Source organism: Arthrobacter globiformis, from assembly GCF_030815865.1.
Taxonomy (GTDB): Bacteria; Actinomycetota; Actinomycetes; order Actinomycetales; family Micrococcaceae; genus Arthrobacter; species Arthrobacter globiformis_B.
On sequence record NZ_JAUSXI010000001.1, the window covers coordinates 3,318,049 to 3,333,254 of the forward strand.

Annotated in this window: 15 protein-coding genes; 1 reads left to right on the forward strand and 14 read right to left on the reverse strand. The window is 66.7% G+C overall.

What is annotated here, in order from left to right; translation table 11 throughout:
- The first annotated feature begins 171 nt into the window (after nt 1-171).
- On the forward strand, nt 172-1,449 hold the full coding sequence (locus tag QFZ33_RS15215; RefSeq protein WP_307028792.1) for a PrsW family intramembrane metalloprotease: 1,278 nt from the start codon (nt 172-174) through the stop codon (nt 1,447-1,449).
- A 78-nt stretch (nt 1,450-1,527) separates the two neighbouring features.
- Here QFZ33_RS15215 and nusB read toward each other — a convergent pair whose 3' ends face one another.
- From nusB to QFZ33_RS15285, 14 genes are all read right to left on the reverse strand, one after another.
- Nucleotides 1,528-1,938 (reverse strand): transcription antitermination factor NusB, encoded by a 411-nt coding sequence (nusB, locus tag QFZ33_RS15220; RefSeq protein ID WP_307028793.1) that lies wholly within the window; start codon nt 1,936-1,938, stop codon nt 1,528-1,530.
- Nucleotides 1,938-2,501 carry an elongation factor P gene (efp, locus tag QFZ33_RS15225; RefSeq protein ID WP_214856753.1) on the reverse strand — a complete coding sequence of 188 codons (564 nt, stop codon included), beginning with the start codon at nt 2,499-2,501 and terminating at the stop codon, nt 1,938-1,940. Before efp ends, nusB begins: the two co-directional genes overlap by 1 nt.
- 177 nt (nt 2,502-2,678) lie before the next feature.
- Nucleotides 2,679-3,197 carry a tetratricopeptide repeat protein gene (locus QFZ33_RS15230; protein ID WP_307028795.1) on the reverse strand — a complete coding sequence of 173 codons (519 nt, stop codon included), beginning with the start codon at nt 3,195-3,197 and terminating at the stop codon, nt 2,679-2,681.
- Complete coding sequence (aroB, locus tag QFZ33_RS15235; RefSeq protein WP_307028796.1) at nt 3,197-4,285, reverse strand: 3-dehydroquinate synthase; 1,089 nt, start codon at nt 4,283-4,285, stop codon at nt 3,197-3,199. Before aroB ends, QFZ33_RS15230 begins: the two co-directional genes overlap by 1 nt.
- Entirely contained in the window at nt 4,282-4,923 is a 642-nt protein-coding gene (locus tag QFZ33_RS15240; protein WP_307028798.1) for a shikimate kinase, read from the reverse strand. The genes aroB and QFZ33_RS15240 overlap by 4 nt, the downstream gene beginning before the upstream one ends.
- Nucleotides 4,923-6,122, reverse strand: a complete 1,200-nt coding sequence (gene aroC, locus QFZ33_RS15245; protein ID WP_214856747.1) for a chorismate synthase — start codon at nt 6,120-6,122, stop codon at nt 4,923-4,925. Before aroC ends, QFZ33_RS15240 begins: the two co-directional genes overlap by 1 nt.
- A 26-nt stretch (nt 6,123-6,148) precedes the next feature.
- Complete coding sequence (locus QFZ33_RS15250; protein WP_307028800.1) at nt 6,149-7,009, reverse strand: shikimate dehydrogenase; 861 nt, start codon at nt 7,007-7,009, stop codon at nt 6,149-6,151.
- Nucleotides 7,006-8,739, reverse strand: coding sequence for an endolytic transglycosylase MltG (gene mltG / locus QFZ33_RS15255; protein ID WP_307028802.1), 1,734 nt, complete (start codon nt 8,737-8,739; stop codon nt 7,006-7,008). Before mltG ends, QFZ33_RS15250 begins: the two co-directional genes overlap by 4 nt.
- Nucleotides 8,736-9,335 carry a Holliday junction resolvase RuvX gene (gene ruvX, locus QFZ33_RS15260; protein WP_307028804.1) on the reverse strand — a complete coding sequence of 200 codons (600 nt, stop codon included), beginning with the start codon at nt 9,333-9,335 and terminating at the stop codon, nt 8,736-8,738. Before ruvX ends, mltG begins: the two co-directional genes overlap by 4 nt.
- Nucleotides 9,336-9,341: 6 nt before the next feature.
- A complete protein-coding gene (gene alaS, locus QFZ33_RS15265; RefSeq protein WP_307028806.1) occupies nt 9,342-12,020 on the reverse strand; it encodes an alanine--tRNA ligase in 2,679 nt (892 codons plus the stop codon).
- A gap of 106 nt (nt 12,021-12,126) precedes the next feature.
- On the reverse strand, nt 12,127-12,357 hold the full coding sequence (locus QFZ33_RS15270) for a DUF6167 family protein (protein WP_307028808.1): 231 nt from the start codon (nt 12,355-12,357) through the stop codon (nt 12,127-12,129).
- Between the two features lie 19 nt (nt 12,358-12,376).
- On the reverse strand, nt 12,377-12,751 hold the full coding sequence (locus QFZ33_RS15275; protein ID WP_111905421.1) for a DUF948 domain-containing protein: 375 nt from the start codon (nt 12,749-12,751) through the stop codon (nt 12,377-12,379).
- A 144-nt stretch (nt 12,752-12,895) separates the two neighbouring features.
- On the reverse strand, nt 12,896-13,522 hold the full coding sequence (gene rpsD, locus QFZ33_RS15280) for a 30S ribosomal protein S4 (protein WP_111905420.1): 627 nt from the start codon (nt 13,520-13,522) through the stop codon (nt 12,896-12,898).
- Between the two features lie 170 nt (nt 13,523-13,692).
- Nucleotides 13,693-15,165, reverse strand: coding sequence for a replication-associated recombination protein A (locus QFZ33_RS15285; protein ID WP_307028810.1), 1,473 nt, complete (start codon nt 15,163-15,165; stop codon nt 13,693-13,695).
- Nucleotides 15,166-15,206: the final 41 nt, after the last annotated feature.

The following is a 15,206-nucleotide window of genomic DNA, read 5'->3' on the forward strand; positions in this document are numbered from 1 at the left end:
CCCGCCTCACGGGACGGAATTAAAAAAGGAACATTTGCCTTCCAAAATTACCACACAGGCGTCTGCCCCCGGCCCCGGCAGAGGGCGTCGTCCGTCACACCGCTGGGCGCTATACATCGCCACCAACTCCGGCGCTTTGTTGCCTACCGCGCGGCGCATAGGCTCGTGTCTATGTCGATGAACCCGCAGCAGCCGCCTTCCGGCCCTGGCCGGAACCGCTCAGCCTGGAACCGGCCCGGGCACCAGTTCCAGGAACAGCCCGCGAATCCGAGCTGGATGGGCCACGTCCAGCCGCAGAACTACAGGCCGGCGCCGGGGCACAGCGGCGGCGCCGTGTCCCAGGTCATCCCGGAGGCCGCATCAACTGTTGCCGCCCGCCCGGGGGCAGGGACGCTGGGACTCGTGGTGGGCGGCGGGATCCTTGCCTTCGTCAGCCTATTCCTCGTGGTGCCGTTCCTCCTGTCGAGCACCGGCGTCACCGGCTTCTTCATCGGTTTTGTTGCGTCCCTCATCCCGCTGGCGGCTGTGCTGTTCGCCGTCGCCGTCATTGACCGCTGGGAACCCGAGCCAAAGCGCCTGCTGCTGTTTGCCTTCACCTGGGGCGCTGCCGTCTCCATTGCCGTAACGCTGCTTATCCAGCCGGTCTTCGCCCTTGCGGCCCCGGCCACCGACGAGGCGTCCTTCCGCGATTTCATGACCACCGTGCAGGCGCCCGTGGTGGAGGAATTCGCGAAGTCACTGGGCCTGCTGCTGCTTCTCCTTTTCGCCCGCCGCAACTTTGACGGCCCCGTGGACGGCGTGGTGTTTGCCTTCACCATCGCGGGCGGCTTCGCCTTCACCGAGAACATCCTGTACTTCGGCCGGGCGATCGCCGAGTCCAGCACACCCGGCAGCGACCTTGTCCAGATCTTCTTCCTGCGCGGGGTGATGTCGCCATTTGCGCACGCCATCTTCACCGGGACCACGGGCCTGATCATGGGGCTGGCCGCGCGACGCTGGCATTCCGGCGTCTCCGTGCTCGCATTCTTCGTGGGCCTGGTTCCCGCCATGATCCTGCACAACAGGTGGAACAGCATGGGACAGGATTTCCTCGCCCAGTACGTGCTGGTGCAGGTCCCGATTTTCCTGCTCGCCGTGGCCTGCATCGTGGTGCTGCGGGTCGCGGAGACGCGCCTCACCCGGCAGCGCCTCCAGGAGTACGCCGCCGCGGGGTGGTTCGCGCCGGCCGAGGTGGAGCTGCTGTCCACTCCCGGAGGCCGCCGGCAGGCTGTGCGCTGGGCGGGCTCCTACAACCGGGGCGATCAGATGAAGGAGTTCGTCAAGGCGGCGACGCGCCTGGCATTCACCCGGCAGCGTATCCTCAGCGGCAGGGATGTGCCGGCCCACCAGCAGGACGAGGTGCAGCAGTTGCGCCACCTGACCGAACTTAGGGCTGCCGTCCATCAGTAAGGTCCGGTCCAACAGCATCCGGAGATGCAGGAAGCCCCTGCCGGGTACCCGGCAGGGGCTTCCTGTGTATTACTCAGCTCAGGCGAGCAGGGACGGCTTCAGCTGCTGAAGGCGTCCCAGGAGGCCGTTGATGAACGACGGCGACTCGTCGGTGGAGAGCGTCTTGGCCAGAGCGACAGCTTCGCTGACGGCGACGCCGTCGGGAACGTCGTCGTTGTAGAGCAGCTCCCAGGTGCCGATCCGCAGGATGGTGCGGTCTACAGACGGCATCCGCTCAAGGGTCCAGCCCTGCGAGTAGGTCTCCAGGAATTCGTCGATGGTGGCCTGCATCGACACCACGCCTTCAACGATCTCGAGGGTGTACGGATTGACGATCTGGTCGGTCCTCTCGCGGCGCGCACGCAGCACGTCGAAGGCCGAGACAGAGCGCTGCTCGGCTTCGAAGAGGACCTCGAGAGCCCTGTTACGGGCTTTACCGCGGGCGCTCACTAGTCGTTAACCCGGCCCAGGTAGCTGCCGTCACGGGTGTCGACCTTGACCTTGGTGTTGTTCTCGACGAACAGGGGCACCTGGATCTCGTAACCCGTCTCCAGGGTTGCGGGCTTGGTGCCGGCGGAGGAGCGGTCGCCCTGCAGGCCCGGCTCGGTGTAGGTGATTTCAAGGACAACGCTCGGCGGCAGCTCGATGTACAGCGGGTTGCCTTCGTGGATGGCGATGTTGACCATCTGGTTTTCCAGCATGAAGTTGGTGGCATCGCCCACCGTGGCGCCGGAAACGGTGATCTGGTCGTAGTCCTGCGTGTCCATGAAGACGAAGTCGGCGCCGTCCTGGTACAGGTACTGGTAGTCGCGGCGGTCCACGGTGGCGGTCTCGATCTTGAGCCCGGCATTGAAGGTCTTGTCGACGACCTTGCCGGACATGACGTTGCGCATCTTGGTGCGCACGAACGCGCCGCCCTTGCCCGGCTTGACGTGCTGGAACTCGATGACGTTCCAGAGCTGGCCCTCAAGCTTCAGGACGGTTCCGTTCTTGATGTCGTTTGTGGTTGCCACTGGTTTCCTCTGGTTGTGTCTGACTGGTCCTGGCTGCCAGCTGTTATATCAAGCAGGCATGCCGATCGGCGCGCCAGCGTGTACTTATCAAAAATCCAGAAACCATTCTATCGGAAAAGGCAGGCACGGTTTCCGGGGCGGCCTGGCGGCGCGGCCGGAGGACCAGTCCGGCGGCGGTCAGGAGGCCAGTTCGAGCACGTCCCGCGCCCGCTGCAGCGCCACCGTTGAGGAATAGATGAGGGCCGCATCGGCGGACTGGGCAACTCGCAGGTTCAGCGCCCGGGCGAAGGATTCCACCGCGGCACCGATGTTGCCTGCGGCGAACTGGGTCCGGCCAAGGCACTGGTGCGCCAGGGCCTCGTTAGCCGTTCCGTGCGCCTCGCCGAGGAGCTGCCGGAAGAGTTCAATGGCGCGGTCGTAGCGGTGGGCCACGCGCAGGACATCCGCCTCGTAGGCCCGAAGCCGGAACGACTCGGGGTCCTTGTAGCGGGCCTCTGCCAGCAGTTCGGCAGCGTCCGCGGCGTGCCCCTCCACGAGCAGCACCAGGACCCGGTCAGCGGGGTCCGTTGTTGCCGCAAGCGCGGCGGCGCATGCCTCTTCACTGATAATTTCAGGAAGCAGCGATTCCGGGTTGACCCGGATCCCCGGGAAGCCGGCGTCGGGCCATTCGATTGTTCCGGCCTGGTCGTCGCGCATCAGGAAGCAATCTCCTGGTAGGCGGCGAAGAGCAGGGAGGTATCGGGCACGTCCAGGATTCCCGGCTTGGCAATCCCATCGAGGACCACGAAGCGGAGCAGGTCGCCGCGGGACTTCTTGTCGCGGCGCATGCCGTCGAGAAGCCCCTGCCAGCGGTCGCGCCGGTACGTGACGGGCAGCCCAAGGGATTCGAGGATGCTGCGGTGCCGGTCGGCGTCAGCGTCGCTCAGCCGGCCCACGCTGCGGGACAGCTCGGCCGCGAACATCATGCCCACCGAGACGGCAGCGCCGTGGCGCCACGAGTAGCGTTCCACGAGTTCGATGGCGTGGCCCAGAGTGTGGCCGTAGTTCAGGATTTCGCGGAGTCCGGACTCCTTGAGGTCCTCCGAAACGACGCGGGCCTTGACGGCGATGGCTCGTTCAATGAGCTCGCGCAGCGCGTCGGAGCCAGGATCCGTCACGGCGTCCGGATCCTTCTCCACGAGGTCCAGAATCGCGGGATCGGCAATGAAGCCGCACTTGATGACCTCGGCCATGCCGGAGATGATCTCGTTCCGGGGCAGCGTCTTCAGCGTGTCCAGGTCGGTGAGGACGGCTGCGGGCGGGTGGAAGGAACCCACCAGGTTCTTGCCTTCGGCCGTGTTGATCCCGGTCTTGCCGCCCACGGCCGCATCGACCATGCCGAGGAGGCTGGTGGGCATGTGGATGACCTTGACGCCGCGCAGCCAGGTGGCGGCCACGAAACCGGCGAGGTCGGTGACGGCGCCGCCGCCGACCGAGACCACGGCGTCGGAGCGGGTGAAATCGTTCTGTCCCAGCACCTGCCAGCAGAACGCGGCCACCTGGATGTGCTTGCCTTCCTCGGCGTCCGGGATCTCCGCGGTGACGGCGGTGAAGCCGGCAGCGGCCAGTTCATCCCGGACGGTGTCGCCGGTGAGCCGGAGGGCCCGCGGATGGATGACAAGGACGCGCCGGACGCGCTCCCCCAGCAGCGCCGGGAGGGTGCCGAGCAAGCCGCGGCCAACTACGACGTCGTAATTGTCCCCGGCCGACTGCCCGGTGACCTTGATGACGGTTGATTCGCTCACTTTTCAACTTCCTGTTTCGCGGCAGCACATGTCTTGGCTGCCGTCGTCGCGGTCTTGTTGATCCCGCGGGTGGTGGCTCCGGGTGACTTGGCGGCTGTGAAGTCGCACAAAGCGGCTTCCAGCTTCAGACCCAACTGGGGCACGGTTCCCTGCCGGACATCCAGCACGATGTCCGCGAGGCGTTCATAGACCGGCTTCCGGGTGGCGAACAGCGCCTTCCAGCGGCGGATGCCATCACCGGCCAGCAGCGGCCGGCCGGAGTTTTTGGCGATCCGAGCGGCGACGGTATCGGCGTCACACTCCAGGTAGACCACGGTGCACCGGTCCAGCAGCTGCTGCGTGCCGGAGTCCAGGACCGAGCCGCCGCCCAGGGAAACCACCGTGGTGGTGCCGGCAGCGGCTTCGATGATGCGGGCAACGGTCCGGGCCTCGATCTCCCGGAAAGCTCGCTCGCCGCGGCTGGCGAAGATATCCGCAATGGAACCGTGGCCCTCCACAATGACCGCGTCAGTGTCCACGAACGGAGCGTCCAGCTGTTGCGCCAACTGCTGCCCGATCGCCGATTTGCCCACCGCCATGGGCCCGATGAGCACAATAGGCCGGTCCCCCGCGGCGCAGGGTGTGTTGCTCCGGGGCACTAGAGTCCGATCGTATCCAGCGACGCCGGAATGCTCTCGAGGTAGCCCCTGATGTTCCGGGCCGTCTCGGCTACGGAGTCGCCGCCGAACTTTTCGGTCACGGCCTCGGCCAGGACCAGCGCAACCATGGCCTCCGCCACCACACCGGCAGCCGGAACCGCACAGACGTCCGAGCGCTGGTGGTGGGCCTTGGCCGCCTCACCGGTGCTGATGTCGATGGTCTTCAGAGCGCGCGGCACGGTGGCGATGGGCTTCATGGCGGCCCGGACGCGCAGGACGTCGCCGATGCTCATGCCACCTTCGATGCCGCCGGCGCGGTTGCTGGTGCGGATGATCCTGCCGTCAGCTTCCTTGACGATCTCGTCGTGGGCGGCGGACCCGCGGCGTGCGGCGGTGAGGAAACCGTCGCCCACCTCAACGCCCTTGATGGCCTGAATGCCCATGAGGGCGGCGGCCAGGCGGGAATCGAGGCGGCGGTCCCAGTGGACGTAGCTGCCGAGTCCCGGGGGCAGGCCGTAGGCAAGCACCTCCACCACGCCCCCGAGGGTTTCGCCTTCCTTGTGGGCGGCGTCCACCTCCGCAACCATGGCGTCGGACGTTTCCCGGTCGAAGCAGCGCAGCGGATCGGCGTCGAGCGCGATCACGTTGTCCGGCACCGGCAGCGGCCGGCCCTCGGGAACGGTCACGCTGGCGATGGAGACAGTGTGGCTGACAAGCTCAATGCCCAGGTGCTTCAGGAACTGGGCGGCAACGGTGCCCATGGCAACACGCGTAGCGGTTTCCCGGGCGCTGGCGCGCTCAAGCACGGGACGGGCCTCGTCGAAGCCGTACTTCTGCATGCCGGTAAAGTCGGCGTGTCCCGGGCGCGGCCGGGTCAGCGGGGCGTTGCGGGCCTGTCCCGCGAGTTCCTCAGGATCCACGGGGTCGGCTGACATGATCTGTTCCCACTTGGGCCATTCGGTGTTGCCCACCTGGATGGCGACGGGGCCGCCTTGGGTGATGCCATGGCGGACACCGCCGAGTATCGTGACGACGTCCTGCTCAAACTTCATCCGTGCCCCGCGGCCGTAGCCGAGCCGCCGGCGGGCAAGGGCATCGGCGATCTGCCCGCTGGTGAGTTCAACACCTGCGGGGACGCCTTCAATAATTCCGACCAGTGCCGGGCCATGGGATTCACCGGCGGTCAACCAACGCAACATATAAACCATCCTGCCATGTCTGGCGGTCAGGACACCCGCCGGGGTGCCCCGACTGCGTCGCACATCACATCTATGACGTCGGCACTGCCGGCCTCTGCCAGGCCGGTGAAATGCCGGACCTGCTCCACCGCCTGGTAGAGCAGCATCTCAAGGCCGGGAACCACTGTTCCTCCGCCGGCGTGCCAGGCAGCGGCAATCCGGCTGGGCCAGGGGTCGTAGGCGACGTCCAGCAGGACACCGTCAGTGCGCCGTCCCAGCGCTTCCAGCTCTGCCGCCATCCCGTCGGCCGCCCGCGGCGGCAGCGTGGAGATTACGACGCCGGCACCGGCCATCGCTTCGACCGCACCTTCGAGGGCATGGACGGTGATGTCCATGCCGAGACCGGCGGCTGCGGCCTTGGCTTCTTCAGCCCGGGCGGTGTTCCGGACGTACAGGTCCACAGACACGGCCCCGAGCTCCTGCAGGGCCGCCACTGCCGCGGCTGCAGTTCCGCCGCCGCCAAGAATCACACCCGCGGGGGCGTCACTGGCCCCGGCGTTGCGGAGGGCGTAGACGATCCCCGCGACGTCGGTGTTGTAACCGATGCGCCGGGCGGCCTCCCCTGCACCTTCGAACACCACGGTGTTGATGACGCCCAGGATCCGGGCCACGCCGCGGATCTCGTCCACCTCGGAGACCATGGCCTTCTTCAGCGGCATGGTGACGGACAGTCCCCGCCAGCCGGCTTCGGCACGGACGGAGTCCATGAACGCCGGCAGCGACTCTTCGGTCACATCGATGGCGCTGTAGCCGATGTCCGCACCGAGCCGCGCGTAGGCGGCAAGGTGGAGCGCCGGTGACTTCGAATGGCCGATGGGGTGCCCCAGGACGGCTGCCCGCAGGCTCATACGCAACGGCCCGGGTTGGCCTCGCACCAAGCGTTGTACTGCTCGACGTAGCCGTTGTGCTCGGCGAGCGTCTTGGAGAACTTCGTCTCCTTGGTGTCGAGGTTGATGGTCACCCAGTACAGGTAATCGTTGTTGTTCGGCTTGGCCGCCGCGTCGATGGCATTCTTGCCCGGCGATCCGATGGGCCCGGCGGGCAGGCCCTGGATGGCGTACGTGTTGTACGGGTTGGACTTGTCGGCCTTCTCGGCCTCGTCGATGTGGAAGGTCTTCTTGCCCAGGCCGTACGTCACTGTGGCGTCCGACTGGATCAGGCCATTGGTTTCCGTGTTGGTGGGCTTCAGCCGGTTGTAGATGGCCCCCGCCACGTCCTTGTACTCGGCCTGGCCGCCCTCTGCCTGCACGATGCTGGCAACGGTCACGGCGTCATACTGCTTGGCGGGGTCCGTGACGCCCTGTGCCTTCAGTTCATCCTGAGTGGCCTTCACCAGCTTGGTGAGGATCTCCCTGGCGGTGGTTCCCAGCGGGAAACGGTACTCCCCCGGCGCCAGGAACCCTTCCAGGTTCTTCGCCTTGGCCGTCAGTCCGAACTGCTTGGGCGAGTCGCTGAGCGCCTTTAGCTGCGCCAGCGAAAGACCGGAGCCCTCCGAGATCGCCTGCAGGGATTCATCGATCCGCAGGCCAGCGCTGAGGGCGAAGTACATCACCTTCGCCTGTCCCTCGTTGAGAAGTACGGAGACGGCGTCGGAGTTCTTCATTTCCTGTTTGAAGTCGTACTCCCCCGGCGACAGGGTGCCGCCGGAGGCAGTCAGGGCTACCATGAAGGTTTCGGCGTTGGCCACCACCTTCGCGTCTTCCAGCTTGGCCGCAACGGACACCGGACCTTCGCCCGGGTCGACCGATACCTTGACCTGGCCGGTGCCGGGGCCGGGGAAGTCGGCAGGCTTGTCGTTCCCCAGCAGCGGTTTCAGGAACTGCGCCCCGACGACGGTGGCAGTGACGAACAGCGCGAGCGTCAGCAGCAGCGCCACGAGGCGGCGCCGGCGCCGGACTTTCTTGGATGGCCGGGCCACCGTGGCTACGTCTTCGGCACCGGCCAGGAGCTGATGCCCCACGGCCTGTTGCTCGTAGTGCTCATGGTCCTCGTAGGTGTCGTGGCCTACTGCGTCGTGGTGGATGTCATAGTGGTGGCCATCCTCATGGTGGACGCCTCCCTGAGGCTCATGGTGGCCACCCGCGAATTCCGCAAAGTGCGGCGCGTCTTCGGACTGGACGCCGTGAACCGCGGATGCCGCTTCCCCGTGTGTGGCAGCAGGGCCCGTTTGCACGGCTGCTTCCCCATGTTCGGCGGGGTCGTGGATGGCCGGCGGAACCGGCGGAGCGTCGGGAACCTCGGCGGCGGGAACAGCCTGGGCAGGGGGAACCTGGGCGTCAGGAATGTGAACTTCCGGGACAGGGGATGCGGCGCGAACGGCCACCGGAGGTGTAGCTATTGCCGCAGTCCGGGCACCATCTGAACCGGAAGCAGTGTCCGAAGCCGAAGCCTCGGTCCGCTGTGCGGCGCCCACTCCAACGTGCACCTCTTCACCGGTCTCGTAGGCCTGCTCGGGCACGGCACCGCCGGACTCGGCGGTGACGGACTTCTCGCGGGCGCGGATCTCCTTGCGTGTCAGGGGCCGTCCGGCGTCCGCGAAGGGGTCGCCGGAGGAGTCGTCGCTATTGACCGGGCTCACTGTAGCTTTCCATCCTCTGAAGATCGTGTTTCCTTTTCCGGGTCAGGCCGTTCAGCAGTATCTGCGGCGGCGTGTCCGGGCAGCCCCGCACGGGGAAGCGCGCGCACACGGCTCCCCACATCCGTTCCCCTGGCTTTTTGCATGTCGATGGCGTGCTGCAAGATTCCCGCAGCCGCAACCTGATCCACCACTTTACGGTGATTTTTGCTGCTCATGCCAGCTTCGTGGAGGTTGCGGTGGGCCGTGACGGTGCTGAGCCGTTCGTCAACCAGGTGTACCGGGACGTCCGAACCGGCTCGCTCCAGCTCGTCAGCCAGCAGCTGTGCGTACTCCGTGGCCATGCGGGCTGAGGCGTGTTCCTCGCCTTTCATGGTCCGTGGCAGGCCCACAAATATCTGCACGGCTCCCCGGTCCGACGCCAGGGTGGCAATGACCCGGATATCCGAATTCTTCTTGGGATTCCGGTCCAGCGTCTTCAGCGGTGTGGCCAGGATCTCGTCCCGGTCGCAGATGGCGACGCCGACGCGGACGGTCCCCACATCCACCCCCAGTTTGATGCCCCGGGGGTGGACGTGCGGCTCAGCAGAAGAAGTCACGGTTTGTTAGCGCCTGGTGACGGCATCGACGACGGCGGACAGTGCGGCGCCGACCTTGGAGGCGTCGGTGCCGCCACCCTGGGCCACGTCGTCCTTGCCACCACCGCCGCCGCCGAGGATCCCGGCGGCGAGCCGGACCAGCGCGCCGGCCTTGACTCCGGCTTCACGGGCGGCTTCGTTGGTGGCCACCAGGATGACCGGGCGGTCATTGCTGACGCCGGCCACGGCAACCGTGGAGGCTTCCGAGCCGAGCCGGTTGCGCAGGTCCAGGGCCAGGCCACGGATGTCGTCGGCACCGCTGACCTGGCCGGCATCGTGCGCGATGACCCGGACGCCGGCGGCGTCCACGGCGGTTCCGGCGAGCTGGGCGGCAGCGGCCGCGAGCTGTTCCTTCCTGAGCCGCTCGAGTTCCTTTTCCGTGGCCTTCAGCTTGGCGAGGGTCGCGGAGATCCGGTCCGCCAGCTGCCCGGACGGCACCTTGAGCATCTCGGTGAGTTCGGTCACGAGGGCGCGCTCGGCGGCCAGGTGCCGGAAGGCGTCCATGCCCACGAACGCCTCGACGCGACGGTTTCCGGATCCGACGGACTGCTCGCCGAGCAGAGACAGGCTGCCGATCAGGGAGGTGTTGGACACGTGGGTGCCGCCGCACAGTTCACGGGACCACGCGCCGTCGATCTCCACAACCCGGACCTCACTGCCGTAGTTCTCGCCGAACAGCGCCATGGCGCCGAGGGCCTTGGCCTCGGCGAGGCCCATGACCTTGGTGTCCACGTGGAAGTTGTTCCGGATGGCGAGGTTGGAGACTTCCTCGACCTCGGACTTGGTGGCGGCGCTCAGCCCTTCACCCCAGGCGAAGTCGAACCGGAGGTACCCGGCCTTGTTGAACGAACCGCGCTGGGTGGCCTGCGGGCCGAGGATCTGGTGCAGCGCCGCGTGCACGATGTGCGTTCCGGTGTGCGCCTGCTCTGCAGCGTGTCGCCGTTCCCGGTCCACCGCGGCACGGACCAGTGCGTCCGAGGCAATCTCGCCTTCGCGGACGATGGCCTTGTGCACGCTCAGGCCCTTGATCGGACGCTGGACGTCCAGGACCTCGACGACGAATCCGTCGCCGGTGATCAGCCCGGTGTCGGCTGCCTGGCCGCCGGCCTCGGCGTAGAACGGGGTCTCGGCGAGCACCAGTTCGATTTCGTCGCCGGTGGCTGCCTGGGAGATCTTGCTGCCGCCGCTGAGGATGCCGCGGACCCGGGACTCGCCCTCGAGGTCGGTGTAGCCGGTGAAGACGGTTTCGCCTTCTGCCAGGAGCTCCTGGAAGGCGGAGAGGTCGGCGTGGCCGCCCTTCTTGCCCTTGGCGTCGGCCTGGGCGCGCTGGCGCTGCTCGAGCATGAGCTTGCGGAACTCAGGTTCGTCCACCTTCAGGCCCGCTTCCTCGGCCATTTCGAGCGTCAGGTCGATGGGGAAGCCGTAGGTGTCGTGCAGCGCGAACGCGTCGGCGCCGGAGAGGGGACGCCCGGCAGCCTTGGATTCGTTGACGGCATCCTCAAGGCGGGCAGTGCCGGAGGCGATGGTGCGCAGGAACGCCTTCTCTTCGGCGTAGGCGATCCGGCTGATGCGGTCGAAGTCCGTGTCCACGATGGGGTACACGCCCTTCATGGCGTCGCGCGAGGCGGGCAGCAGGTCCGGCAGGCAGGCCTGTTCCACGCCCAGCAGGCGCATGGAGCGGACCGCACGGCGGATGAGGCGTCGCAGCACGTAGCCGCGGCCTTCGTTGGAGGGCGTGACGCCGTCGGCGATCAGCATCAAAGCCGAACGGATGTGGTCGGCAACGACGCGCATGCGGACGTCATCGGTGTGGTGCGGGTCATCCTCCGTCTCGGCGGAGGTGTATTCCCTGCCCGAGAGCTTGGCGGCCATGTCGATGACCGGGCGCACCTGGTCGGTCTCGTACATGTTCTCGACGTCCTGCAGGATCATGGCGAGGCGTTCCATGCCCAGGCCCGTGTCGATGTTCTTCTTGGGCAGTTCGCCCATGATGTCGAACTCGACCTTAGAGCGGACGTTGTCGATCTGGTACTGCATGAACACGAGGTTCCAGATCTCCACGTAGCGGTTCTCGTCGGCGATGGGTCCGCCCTCGGCGCCGTAGGCCGGGCCGCGGTCGTAGTAGATCTCAGAGCAGGGGCCGGCCGGGCCGGGCTGGCCGGTGGACCAGTAGTTGTCCGACTTGCCCATGCGCTGGATGCGCTCTGCGGGCACTCCGGTGTTCTTGAGCCAGAGTTCCTCGGCTTCGTCGTCCTCTTCGTAGACGGTCACCCACAGAAGCTCCGGCGGAAGTCCGTACCCGCCGTCGGCGACGCTGCTGGTGAGCAGCTCCCACGCGAACTTGATGGCGTCTTCCTTGAAGTAGTCCCCGAAGGAAAAGTTGCCGCACATCTGGAAGAAGGTGCCGTGGCGGGCGGTCTTGCCCACTTCCTCAATGTCACCGGTGCGGATGCACTTCTGGACGCTGGTGGCCCGGGAGTAGGGCGGTTCCTCGCGCGCCGTCAGGTACGGGATGAACGGAACCATGCCGGCAACCGTGAACAGCAGGGAGGGGTCGCTGGAGACCAGCGATGCGGAGGGAACCGCCGTGTGGCCTTTGCTGACGAAAAAATCCACCCAGCGCTTTGTGATCTCCTGCGACTTCATGAGCTGATTACTTACCCTTCTTGGTTCACGCATGCTGGCGCGTGACAGTTTGATTCAAACGCAGTCCCGGTGTTGGACGGCACTGCAGGTTTTAATTCTCGCGCGTTTAGCGGCGGACGAGGTCCTGGGATTCAACACCCAGCGCGGCGCGAAGGTCCGTTTCCCGCTCGCTCATGCCGGCGCGGACGGCGTCGGCGAAGTCGTAGACGCCGTCGGCGAGGCGGCCCACGGCCCGGTTCAGGCCTTCGGGACTGAGCGCGGACTGCGCCTCGGTGACCTTGCGGAACGCGATGACCCCGATGGCCACGCCGATTCCCATCCAGACAAGTCGTTTCATTTCAGTTCTCCGGGTGGGCTTAGCGGCTGCGGCGGCCGGTGGCGGGCTTCTTGCGGGCGGCGAATGCGGAACGGACGCCGTAGCTGAACGCGGCCACCTTGATCAGCGGGGAACCGACAGTCGCGGCCACGAGGGAGGACAGCGCGGAGATGTTGGCCGAGGCATCCGAAACGTTGGAGGCAATGCCGTCCACCTTCTTCAGCTGCTGGTTGGTGGTGGAGACCGTCGCGGTGACCTCGTCCATGAGCGGGGTGGCGCCGTCGCTGATGGAACGGATGGATGTCCGTACCTCATCGAACACCCGCCCCAGCTTGAGGATGGGCACAGCAAGCAACAGGACCAGGAGCGCAAATACCCCGGCCGCGATCAGGCCGGCAATATCGCCACCAGACATAGACGTTCATCTCCTTGAAACTCCGTGGAACCGTACCGGGGGCGCGGCCACCAAGTACTGCAGCCGCAAATGTCCCCCAAGTACCTTACATACAAAGAAGCCCGCGGCGCTTGCCACGGGCTTCTTTGTATACGCTGCCGGAATTTAGCGTGCGTAGAATTCGACGACGAGCTGCTCTTCGCAGGTCACGGGGACCTCGGAGCGCTTCGGGCGGCGGACCAGGCGTGCCTGCAGGGCGTCAAGCTTGACGTCCAGGTAGGCCGGAACCTGGGGCAGGACGTCGCGGTGCGCGCCGGCTGCTGCAACCTGGAGCGGGACCATGGTCTCGCTGCGGCTGTGCACGTGGACGAGCTGGCCTTCGCCGACGCGGAACGACGGGCGGTCAACGCGAATGCCGTCAACCAGGATGTGGCGGTGCACAACCAGCTGGCGGGCCTGGGCGATGGTGCGGGCGAAGCCTGCACGCAGCACGAGGGCGTCGAGACGCATTTCGAGCAGTTCGATCAGGTTTTCACCGGTGAGGCCCTTGGTGCGGCGTGCTTCTTCGAAGGCACGGGTCATCTGGGCTTCGCGGATGCCGTACTGGGCGCGCAGACGCTGCTTTTCGCGCAGACGTACGGCGTAGTCGGAGTCCTGCTTCTTGCGGGCGCGGCCATGCTCGCCGGGGCCGTACGGACGGCGCTCCATGTACTTGGCGGCCTTGGGGGTCAGAGCGATGCCGAGTGCACGCGAGAGGCGTGCGGTACGGCGAGCACGAGTGTTGTTAGCCACTTGTGTCCTTCCAATATCTGCGGTGTGTCAGTGTTACTGGCCTCCCAGATGGAGAGCATCGGCCAACCGCTGCCTTTTGCTACTGGGCACAGGCATAACCTCATCAAATAAGAAATTTGGTGGATTGTGCGTCCGCGCCTTGCCAGACAACGATCAAGCTTACCAGAACCTCACTGGCCCCGAATGATCTTCCGGAGCCGCTCAAGCCGGACGGCGATGTCCCGCTCCGCGCCGTTGGCCGTGGGCTCGTAGTAGTCGCGGCCCACGAGGTCGTCCGGCGGATACTGCTGGGCGGCCACCGAATGCGGCGCATCATGGGCGTACTTGTAGCCCACCCCATGGCCGAGCTGCTTGGACCCGGGATAGTGCGCGTCGCGCAGGTGCGCCGGGATCCCGTTGCCCAGTCCCGCCCGCACGTCCGCGATCGCCTTGTTGATGCCCATGTAGGCCGCGTTCGACTTTGGCGCCGTGGCCAGGTGGACCACCGCCTCGGCCAGGACGATGCGGCCCTCTGGCATTCCGATGAGCTGCACCGCCTGCGCCGCGGCCACGGCGGTCTGCAGCGCGGTTGGATCCGCCATGCCCACGTCCTCCGCGGCCGAGATCACGATCCGCCGGGCGACAAAGCGCGGGTCCTCCCCCGCCTCCAGCATCCGCGCGAGGTAGTGCAGTGCCGCGTCCACGTCGGACCCGCGGATGGACTTGATGAACGCGCTGGCCACGTCGTAGTGCTGGTCCCCGGCGCGGTCGTAGCGGACGGCTGCGGCGTCCAGGGCACGCTCGGTGTGTTGCAGCTCCACGGTGACCGTCTGCTCAGTGTCACCTTCCCCCGCGCCGGAACTTCCGACGTCGTCCGCGTCACCGAAGGCAACGCCCGCGGCAGCTTCCAGCGCGGTCAGCGCCCGGCGGGCGTCCCCGCCGGATACCCGGACGAGGTGTTCCAGGGCCTCGTCGCTGAGCCGGACGTTGCCGTTCAGCCCGCGGGGATCCTCGACGGCGCGCACCAGCAGGCCCTCGATGTCCGCGTCGGTGAGCGGCTTGAGCGTCAGTAGCAGGGAGCGGGACAGCAGCGGCGACACCACGGAAAAGGAAGGATTCTCCGTGGTTGCGGCCACCAGGACCACCCAGCCCTTTTCGACGCCGGGCAGCAGCGCGTCCTGCTGTGCCTTGTTGAAGCGGTGGATCTCGTCGAGGAACAGGACGGTGGTGGTCTTGTACAGGTCACGGGCCGTCAGGGCGTCGTCCATGACGCGGCGGACATCCTTGACCCCGGCAGTGATGGCGGACAGTTCCACGAACTTGCGCCCGGGTCCCCGCGCGATCACGTGGGCCAACGTGGTCTTCCCGGTCCCCGGCGGCCCCCACAGGATCAGCGAGCTGGGGCCGGCCGGACCGGCGGCATCGGCACCGGCTGCCAACTGTCGCAGCGGCGAACCCTGGCCCAGCAGATGCTGCTGGCCCACCACCTCGTCCACCGTGCGGGGACGCATCCTGACCGCCAGCGGGCTGCGCGGCTGCGTGGAACGGGACTGGGCCGACCGGGACTGGGCCGACCGGGACTGGGCCGATTCGGCGGCGTCGCCGTCGGCGTCGTTGTCGCCGTCGTCGCTGTCCTGTGCCGCTGAACCAAAGAGATCATCCACATAGATAGGCTACTTCTAGAATCAGCAGGAAAAATCCGGCC